The organism is Arthrobacter sp. H20 (genome assembly GCF_000520515.1).
Taxonomy (GTDB): domain Bacteria; phylum Actinomycetota; class Actinomycetes; order Actinomycetales; family Micrococcaceae; genus Arthrobacter_D.
In genome coordinates, this window is record NZ_KI914754.1 from 1 (window position 1) to 8,425 (window position 8,425).

The window sequence follows — 8,425 nt, forward strand, 5'->3', positions numbered from 1 at the left end:
GCGCCATGGAAGCGGCCAATAAGGGAGCCTGTGAAGCCGGTGGAATGTCAGTGGGCCTGGGCATCGAATTGCCCTTCGAACAGGGGATGAACGAGTGGGTGGACCTGGGGATCAACTTCAGGTATTTCTTTGCGCGCAAGACCATGTTCGTGAAGTACGCGCAGGGTTTTATCGTATTGCCGGGAGGCTTCGGGACCCTTGATGAGCTGTTCGAAGCGATGACGCTGGTCCAGACCCAGAAGGTCACCTCCTTCCCCATCGTTCTGATTGGCACCGAATTCTGGGCGCCGCTGTGGGAGTGGGTGCGGGGTAGTCTGCTGGCAAACGGGATGATTGCCGGCAAGGACCTTGATCTAGTGCACCTGGTGGATGACCCAGCCGAGGCGGTCCGGCTGGTCCAGGCCGATACTGCATCACACAGGTCGCCGCGATAGTTCTCTGGCACCATTGACGGGTGAGTATCTTTCTGGTGTTCGTCGCAATCGGTGTGGCTGGTGCTGTCGCGTTCGCCGTCGTGGGACGACGGCCAACGGACAGCGACTGGCGCCGGTTCAGTGGGCACATCGGAGGGCTGGTCGAGCCAACGCCCTCGTTGCCGGCGGTGCTGCTTCCCGACACACCCGACGCGTCCGATATCGGCAGGATCCGGTTTGCTCCAGCGCTGAGAGGGTACCGGATGGACCAGGTGGACGAGGTACTGGATAGGCTGGCAGCAGCGCTCGCCGACCGGGATACGACGATCGCTGAGCTTCGCCGGACGCATCAGGTTCCCCAGTGACTGACCCGGCAGCGGCGCGCGGGGACGACGGGCACATCCGCTGCGACTGGGCCAATTCGACAGCTGACTATCGCAGGTATCACGACGAGGAATGGGGCCGCCCCGTGTTCGGTGAAGTGGCACTGTTTGAACGGCTCAGCCTCGAAGCGTTCCAGTCAGGTCTAAGTTGGATCACTATCCTGCGGAAGCGGGATGCCTTCCGGGCAGCTTTCAGGCAGTTCGATCCGACTGCCGTGTCTGGATTCACTGACGACGACGTCGAGCGGTTGCTGCAGGACGCTGGAATTGTTCGCAACCGAGCGAAAATCCTTGCCACCATTGCCAATGCCTGCGCGCTTCTTAACCTCCCGGCGGGAAAAAGTCTGGGCGGAATTCTCGAATCCCACCGACCGGCGACCCGGGGCGCACCAGTGGTGCTGGCGGATGTCCCGGCAGTCGTCCCCGAGTCCGTGGCGCTGGCAAAGGCCCTGCGGGGATACGGGTTTCGGTTCGTCGGGCCCACCACCGGCTATGCCATGCTGCAGGCGACCGGATTCGTTAACGACCATTTGCGGGATTGCTGGGTACGCGACTCGATGTGACCCACAACGCATCGCGATTCGCCCACGCCGCCCAAGTGCGGGATAATGGGAATGGATCAATGCGCGGGGGCCAGCATGCCGCCGTGTCACTGACGTTAATTTTCGTTGACGGGCGGCCGGGGATCCCGGGCGCGCACATTTGAAGGGATACTCCTTATGGCTGCCATGAAACCGCGGACCGGCGATGGGCCGATGGAAGTCACCAAAGAGGGCCGCTCTTTGATCATGCGGGTCCCGATCGATGGTGGCGGGCGGCTGGTTGTTGAACTTAACGCTCAGGAAGCCGGAAAACTCAAGGATTGTCTTCTGACCGTCACCGAGTAGTGACCCGACGGCGAACGCCGGACCGCCAAAGCTCAGCGGGCGGCCGGCATCTTGACGGCAAGCAGCAGCCCCTGGCCGGTAGGAAGCAGTGCTGACACCAGCTGGTCGTGATCGCGGATGATCCGGCCCACCTGGCGAAGGATGTTGGTTGATTCCTCACGGATCGCAGGATCCGCTACCCGGTCCTGATCCAGGGCGTCGTTGAGCATCAGCATTCCACCCGGCTTGAGGAGCAGGATGGCCTGATTCACGTACAGGGGGAGTCCAGCCCTGTCCGCATCGATAAAGACCAGATCATAGGCAGCGTCTGTCAGCCGCGGCAGGACGTCAGCCGCACGGCCGGAAATGGTGCGGGTTCGATTACCGGGCACTCCTGCTTCGGCGTAGGCTTCTCGCGCTGCCCGCAGGTGGTCGACATCTGAATCGATTGTCGTCAGCACTGACTGTGGTCCCAGCCCGCGCAGGATACACACGCCGGAAACGCCCACTCCGGCACCGATCTCCACCACAGTCTGGGCCTTCGAGGATGCAGCCAGAACGGTGAGTGCGGCAGCCACGCCGGTGCTCACCGGGGTGACCCCCAGCTCGTAGGACCGGTCCCGGGCGCGGAGGAGAACTTCATCCTCGTCGGGGAGTCCCTCAGTGTATGACCAGCTGCTCTGCTTATCCGCGCTCATGTATCTACCGCTCAGTCTTCTCGCTCAGGTCAGGGTTCACTCGGAAACGTAGTCGTCGCCGTGGACGCACCGGCGCAGGTCGAAAGTTTCAATACACAGCCTACTGGCTGGGAGCCCTTAGCCCTATTGGGCAGGGAAGAGGCAAACCCTGTGCTGCACTGCCAGCCATCGACGGCTCCGCGCCCCCAGTTTTCCAGCGATCTCCCAGCTTGATAAGGCAGTGTTTTCCCTTGAGGCATCCGCTCAGCCATTGGCCGCGAATACCTTGGGAGATGGCAAAAGCCGTTTCACTTTGGGAGGAGAAGTTGATGTCCACTTCGCAGACAACCGTGGCCAATTCGGCAGTGGCTGATGAAGCGGCCGCCCCCGGTTCAACCTGGGTTGCACCCTCCTGGGAAGAAGTTGTGGTCGTCCATTCGCCGAAGGTTTACCGGTTGGCCTACCGCTTGACTGGAAACAAGTTCGACGCCGAGGATCTTACCCAGGAAGTCTTTGTCCGGGTCTTCCGGTCACTGGCAAATTTCAAGCCTGGAACCCTCGATGGCTGGCTCCACCGCATCACTACCAACCTGTTCCTGGATCAGGCCCGCCGCAAGACCCGGATCAGGTTTGACGGTCTGACAGAGGACGGGGAAAGCCGCCTACCCAGCACCCATCCTGGCCCGGAACGCAGCTTCGAATTCAACAACCTCGACATCGACGTCCAAGCTGCTCTTGAGGAACTTCCGCCCGATTTTCGCGCAGCAGTGGTGCTCTGCGATCTGGAAGGTCTCGCGTACAACGAGGTCGCTGAAGCGCTCGGGGTCAAGCTGGGAACGGTCCGTTCCCGGATCCACCGTGGGCGCACCATGCTGCGGGAAAAACTCGCTCACAGGGACCCCGCCCTGACCGCGCCGAAGAGTTCGCTGATGAAACTTCCCCGGATTGCGGGTGCCCGTTAGCGCCCATGCGACATCCGAAGCGGCATCTAGCTGATTTCGTCGACGGGGAGTTGCCCTCAAACCGCCGCAGGGCGATAGAGAATCACCTCACCCGTTGTTCTTCCTGCCGGGATACCGTCCAGGCTTATCGTGGTGTCCGCAACCGGCTGCAGAGTTCCGAAATCCCACGACCCGACGCCGACCTTTTCGACAAGATCATGGCCACGGCACGTCAGCCCGCCGTCGGCGCGGGGCACCCACCCGAGGTCGTTGGTAGCCGCGACGCTCCGTGGGCGCGCCGCGTGTCCAGCTTCGCCTCGCGCCGTCGAGCCCCTTTGGTCGTTGCCGGCGGCCTAGCCGTTGTTACACTCGCGACCCTTACCGGCGCTTATGCGCTGGGCATCGAATCCGAGGAGACTGTCCTGGCCGATAGTGGGCAAAATGGTGCAATCATGGCCGGCTGGCAATCTGTAGCGCCTGACACTCCGTCCCTGCTGGACCACGATGAACTTGAGGAGCTCAGGGCTGACGGTTGGTACTGTCCCGATCTGGAAATGATGGGCTTCACGGTGGCAAGCGCCGAGGCCATGACTGTGGCCGGCCGACCGGCGCTAATGATGGTGCTCAACGACGGGACCGATTCCGTAGTGATTTACGAACAGCGCAAACTCGGCACTGGACGGGAACCTGTCGCCTCGCCCCCAATCAACGCTGTCACGGGAAATTCGGTAGTCGTTGACGGCTTCGAACAGATCGGTGGGATGCAGCGCCAAATCTGGGTCCACCCCGGCCATTCGTGGCAGGTGATACTCGATTCCCAGTCGGTGACCTACACGGTCATCTCCAGTCTTCCGGCAGCTCAGATGCCCCAGGCGGTGAGTCAGCTGGTCCTGGCCGAACATTCACGATTGGCACCGACCGAACCGACCGCGCGCGACCCCCTCAGCAGAATCCTTCGAGGGCTCAATAAGTTGGCGCAGCCAGCCTCGGCACAGTGAGCCAAATAGCTCCTGTCGCTGCTGACAGGTAGTCTTCTGACGTGTTAGGAATCAACGGGCTCGAGTTCTTGTTGCTGGCTGTGATTGCCGTCATGGTCCTCGGCCCTGAACGGCTGCCGGAGTATGCTTCGCAGCTTGCCCGCCTCGTCAAGGATCTTCGCCGGATGGCCACCGGCGCCCGGGCGCAGCTCCGTGAGGAAGTCGGGCCGGAAATTGACGAAGTGGACTGGCGCAAGCTGGACCCACGCCAGTACGATCCACGCAGAATCATCAAGGAAGCCCTGATTGACGACTTTCAGGATTCCGTCAAGCCGGTAAGCGGAGGGGCGCCGGGCTCCGCAGCACCGAGCCCGGCTGGCGCTGGCCCGGCTACCCCTGCCCGCTCACGGCCCATGCCATCGGTGGCTACTTCACCCCGCCTCGGCGCGGGAGAGCTGGCGCCATTCGATGCGGAAGCCACCTAGGACTGCCCGCGAGCCTAGGTAGGCGTAACCTTCAGCCGGAGGTTGTTCAGACCCCGCGGACGGCGGGCAAGGGTTCCGGCGATGTCCCGGAGCACCCGTGCGGCAGCCGATTCACCTGTCCCGTCCACGATGGGCGAGCCGCTGTCCCCACCTTCGCGGAGGGCTATTTCAAGCGGCACACTCCCGAGAAGCGGGACCGGGTAGCCCATGGCCGCCGTGAGGCGGCCAGCGAGTGCAAGCCCACCACCCTTCCCGAAGAGCTCCATTCGTTCCCCACCGGGAAGCTCAAGCCATGACATGTTCTCGATCACTCCCGACACTTTCTGACCCGTTTGGTTAGCGATGGTGCCCGCGCGTTCGGCGACGTCGGCCGCCGCTGTCTGAGGTGTCGTGACGATCAGCAATTCCGATGAGGGCAGCAGTTGAGCCACTGAGATGGCGATGTCACCGGTTCCCGGCGGCAGATCGAGGAACAGGACGTCCAGGTCCCCGAAATGGACGTCGCTCAGGAACTGCTCAAGCGCCCGGTGAAGCATCGGGCCGCGCCAGGCCACCGGCTGGTTTCCGCTGACGAACATTCCGATGGAGATGACCTTGACGTCGTAGGCGACTGGCGGGAGGATCATCTCGTCGACGCGGGTTGGAGGCTGGGTGATGCCCATCAGGGAGGGCACAGAAAAGCCGTACACATCGGCGTCGACGATTCCAACCCGGAGTCCCTCCGCGGCCATGGCGGCGGCTAGATTCACCGTGACGCTCGACTTGCCGACACCGCCTTTCCCGCTGGCCACGGCATAGATTCGGGTCAGGGAACCCTCGGCGTTGAAGGGGATGCCCTTCTGGCCGCCGGGCCCCCTCAGCTGCTCCTTGAGCCGATCGCGTTGCTCCTGGGTCATCACTCCGAGCCGCACTTCCACGTTGGTCACCCCGGGGAGAGCCCCTACCGCGGCGTCGACATCGCGGGTAATGGTCTCACGGAGGGGGCACCCTGAGATGGTGAGCAGGACGTCAATGGTGACCACGCCGCCGTCGATCATCGTGTTGGAGACCATCCCCAGCTCGGTGATCGGCTTACGGAGTTCTGGGTCGATGACTGTCGCCAGTGCAGCGTCGACGTCCTCCCGCGCTACCACTATCTGTCAGACCGATTGGGTTGAAGCTTCGGGAGGGAAGCGGTGGGCTCCCCACCTTTCCGCCGTGCCTTCTTCGGGAGTGCTGTGTCCTTGTCCTCAGCGGTCTCGAGAATTTCTTCAAGGACTGAGCGCAGCTCCGAACGGACATAGTCGCGGGTGGCGACCTCCCGAATGGCGATGCGCAGTTCAGCAATCTCACGGGTCAGGTACTCGGTGTCGGAAAGATTACGCTCGGCCCGCTGCCTGTCCTGCCGCAGGGACACCCGGTCACGGTCGTCCTGCCGATTCTGGGCCAGGAGGAGTAGCGGAGCAGCGTAGGACGCCTGAAGGGAAAGCATGAGGGTCAGGAGGGTGAAACCGATGGCGGCGCTGTCGAAGCGCAGCCCGCCGGGCGCCCAGGAGTTCCAGGCGAGCCAGACGGCAACGAAGACGGTCATGTAGAACAGGAATTGAGGCGTGCCCATGAACCGTGCAAAGTTTTCGGTGGCACTGCCAAATCGGTCGGGGTTGGGTCGCAGCCGCGGCAGCCAACGTTTCCGGCTCTCGCGGGGGGTATCGAGCCCCGTCGCAGTCGTTCTGATTCGCTCAACCATTGGTTGCTCCCTTCGTCAGCCCCGGGTAGTCGTTAGCAGCCCGCCAGTCATCGGGTAGCAGATGGTCCAGGACGTCATCGACTGTCACAGCACCGACCAACCGTCCCTCAGCGTTAACCACCGGGATGGAGTTCAGGTTGTAGGTCGCCAGGATCCGGGCTACTTCGCTGATGTTGGCCTGGTCCCCGATGGGCTCCAGATCGGTATCGACAATATTGCCGAGCTGCTCCGGCGGTGGGAACCGGAGCAATTGCTGGATGTGGACGACGCCGAGGTATCGACCAGTGGGCGTCTCGAGCGGCGGCCGGCAGACAAAGATTGATGAGGCCAGGGCAGGGGTCAGTTCCTCCCGCCGGACGTGCGCGAGCGCCTCGGCAACCGTCGCCTCCGGCGGGAGGATGACCGGCACAGTGGTCATCATCGACCCGGCGGTATCCTCCTCATATTGGAGGAGCCGACGCACATCTTCAGCGTCCTCGGGCTCCATCAGCGCCAGGAGGTCTTCCTTCTGCGCTTCGGGGAGTTCGTTGAGCAGGTCAGCGGCGTCGTCAGGGTCCATTTCCTCGAGCACGTCGGCAGCACGCTCACGATGCAGGGAAGAGAGGATCTGTACCTGGTCGTCGTCCGGGAGTTCCTGCAGGATGTCGGCGAGCCGGTCATCCTGCAGCGCTCCAGCGATCTCGGTTCGCCGTTTGTCACTCATCTCGTGCAGGGCGTCAGCAAAGTCGGCCGGTTTCAGATCCTCATGCTGGGCGACGAACTGCGAGGCTCCCTGCGGTTCGGCCGCGTCCCCATGGTAGGCGTCCAGCCAGTCGACGATCAGTCGCTCGCCGCGGCGGAGGCCCCGCAGGGCTGACGACGACGAACCGCGCCTGATAAAAACCTGGGACACGTGCCAGTCGCCGGCGCGATCCGTCTCGATGGCAATGTCCTCGATCACTGCTTCGCCGCTCCCATCGCGGAGGGTTACCCGGCGGTCAAACAGTTCACCGACCACCAGCATCTCGGCGCCGCGCTGTTCAAACCGGCGAAGATTGACCAGGCCGGTGCAGATGATCTGGGTGGCGTCGATTGAGGTGACCCGGGTCATCGGCACGAAGACGCGCCGTTTACCCGGCACCTCCACCACCAGACCAACCGCCTGGGGCGCCGTGTTGGGGCCGAGGTCAAGAACCACTGCATCGCGAAGCCGGCCTAGACGGTCACCCAGTGGGTCAAACACGTCGAGGCCAAGCAGGCGCGCCACGAAGACGCGAGTGGGATTAGTGCTCACCTGCCAAGGCTACTTCGGAACGGCCGCTTCTGCCCTATCCGGGCAGGAGAGGAGCAGCACTAGTTCACTGCGAGCGATACGACCCCACAGGTTCGCTAATCTGGGCGACAATGGGGGCATGTCAAACGTGCTTGGTCGAACGGCGTCACGGGATGAAGGCCGCATCCTGCCCAAAGGTGAAACGGTTGGACGGTACAGCGCCTACCTGGAAGCCCAAAAAGCGGTTGATTACCTTGCCGACGGCAAGTTCCCGGTGCAAAAGGTCTCAATTATCGGCAGCGATCTCAAAACCGTTGAGAGAGTCACAGGGCGGTTGAGCTACCCGCGGGTGGCACTGGCCAGCGCGGCGACGGGAGCCTGGTTCGGGTTCTTCGTGGGCCTGATCCTGACCCTGTTCGGCGACGGCGGAGCCTACCTGCCGATTATTACAGCGATGGCACTTGGCGCTGTTTTTTGGATGCTCTTCGGCGTCATCACCTACGCCTTCCAGCGCGGGAAACGGGACTTCACGTCAACCAGCCAGGTGATCGCCACCAGCTACGACGTCATAGTTGAACCGGAATCAGTTGGCGAGGCCCGCCGCCTCCTGCAGCAGTTGCCAATGAATGGCCAGGCCCAGCATCCCGGCGGTCCGGCGCAGGAGTTCCAGCCGCCGGCAGGGCCCCCCGCCGCGGAACCGGCTGG

At 62.9% G+C, this 8,425-nt stretch carries 12 protein-coding genes; 8 read left to right on the top strand and 4 right to left on the bottom strand.

All coding sequences use genetic code 11. The features are described from left to right. The 4 genes from Y703_RS20255 to Y703_RS21750 form a co-directional block, all read left to right on the top strand. Window positions 1-434: LOG family protein (locus tag Y703_RS20255; protein WP_035765471.1), on the top strand; the 434-nt coding region annotated here is incomplete at its 5' end. Between the two features lie 20 nt (window positions 435-454). Beyond that, the gene (locus Y703_RS0115060; RefSeq protein WP_026553368.1) at window positions 455-778 is read left to right on the top strand and encodes a DivIVA domain-containing protein; all 324 of its coding nucleotides are present in this window, start codon (window positions 455-457) and stop codon (window positions 776-778) included. Beyond that, a complete protein-coding gene (locus tag Y703_RS0115065; protein WP_026553369.1) occupies window positions 775-1,359 on the top strand; it encodes a DNA-3-methyladenine glycosylase I in 585 nt (194 codons plus the stop codon). The genes Y703_RS0115060 and Y703_RS0115065 overlap by 4 nt, the downstream gene beginning before the upstream one ends. Before the next feature lie 156 nt (window positions 1,360-1,515). Then, a complete protein-coding gene (locus tag Y703_RS21750; RefSeq protein WP_081743572.1) occupies window positions 1,516-1,683 on the top strand; it encodes a DUF3117 domain-containing protein in 168 nt (55 codons plus the stop codon). Window positions 1,684-1,715: 32 nt separating this feature from the next. Here Y703_RS21750 and Y703_RS0115075 read toward each other — a convergent pair whose 3' ends face one another. Then, complete coding sequence (locus tag Y703_RS0115075) at window positions 1,716-2,360, bottom strand: O-methyltransferase (RefSeq protein WP_026553370.1); 645 nt, start codon at window positions 2,358-2,360, stop codon at window positions 1,716-1,718. 308 nt (window positions 2,361-2,668) lie between these two features. On the opposite strand from Y703_RS0115075, the gene sigE reads away from it, so the two are divergent. Genes sigE through Y703_RS0115090 form a run of 3 tightly spaced genes read left to right on the top strand, consistent with a single transcriptional unit; the run spans window position 2,669 to window position 4,742 of the window. Further along, on the top strand, window positions 2,669-3,301 hold the full coding sequence (gene sigE / locus Y703_RS0115080) for an RNA polymerase sigma factor SigE (RefSeq protein ID WP_253908077.1): 633 nt from the start codon (window positions 2,669-2,671) through the stop codon (window positions 3,299-3,301). A 5-nt stretch (window positions 3,302-3,306) separates the two neighbouring features. Then, a complete protein-coding gene (locus Y703_RS0115085) occupies window positions 3,307-4,278 on the top strand; it encodes an anti-sigma factor family protein (RefSeq protein WP_026553372.1) in 972 nt (323 codons plus the stop codon). A 41-nt stretch (window positions 4,279-4,319) separates the two neighbouring features. After that, entirely contained in the window at window positions 4,320-4,742 is a 423-nt protein-coding gene (locus Y703_RS0115090) for a twin-arginine translocase TatA/TatE family subunit (RefSeq protein ID WP_026553373.1), read from the top strand. Between the two features lie 14 nt (window positions 4,743-4,756). On the opposite strand, the gene Y703_RS0115095 is transcribed toward Y703_RS0115090, so the two are convergent. From Y703_RS0115095 to Y703_RS0115105, 3 genes are read right to left on the bottom strand one after another with little or no spacing between them, the layout of a single operon-like run. After that, complete coding sequence (locus Y703_RS0115095; protein ID WP_253908078.1) at window positions 4,757-5,875, bottom strand: Mrp/NBP35 family ATP-binding protein; 1,119 nt, start codon at window positions 5,873-5,875, stop codon at window positions 4,757-4,759. Beyond that, entirely contained in the window at window positions 5,875-6,468 is a 594-nt protein-coding gene (locus tag Y703_RS0115100; protein ID WP_026553375.1) for a DUF1003 domain-containing protein, read from the bottom strand. Before Y703_RS0115100 ends, Y703_RS0115095 begins: the two co-directional genes overlap by 1 nt. Next, a complete protein-coding gene (locus Y703_RS0115105; RefSeq protein ID WP_026553376.1) occupies window positions 6,461-7,741 on the bottom strand; it encodes a magnesium transporter MgtE N-terminal domain-containing protein in 1,281 nt (426 codons plus the stop codon). The genes Y703_RS0115100 and Y703_RS0115105 overlap by 8 nt, the downstream gene beginning before the upstream one ends. A 118-nt stretch (window positions 7,742-7,859) precedes the next feature. Between Y703_RS0115105 and Y703_RS20260 the strand changes: the two genes are divergently transcribed. Next, window positions 7,860-8,425, top strand: a 566-nt coding sequence (locus tag Y703_RS20260; protein WP_051427647.1) for a YflT domain-containing protein, incomplete at its 3' end; no start/stop codon positions are given.

What these genes read in the sequence shown, in the direction of transcription:
- Y703_RS21750 (WP_081743572.1), top strand. Translation starts at nt 1,516, where the DNA reads ATGGCTGCCATGAAACCGCGGACCGGCGATGGGCCGATGGAAGTCACC.
- Y703_RS0115075 (WP_026553370.1), bottom strand. Translation starts at nt 2,360, where the DNA reads ATGAGCGCGGATAAGCAGAGCAGCTGGTCATACACTGAGGGACTCCCC.
- sigE (WP_253908077.1), top strand. Translation starts at nt 2,669, where the DNA reads ATGTCCACTTCGCAGACAACCGTGGCCAATTCGGCAGTGGCTGATGAA.
- Y703_RS0115085 (WP_026553372.1), top strand. Translation starts at nt 3,307, where the DNA reads ATGCGACATCCGAAGCGGCATCTAGCTGATTTCGTCGACGGGGAGTTG.
- Y703_RS0115100 (WP_026553375.1), bottom strand. Translation starts at nt 6,468, where the DNA reads ATGGTTGAGCGAATCAGAACGACTGCGACGGGGCTCGATACCCCCCGC.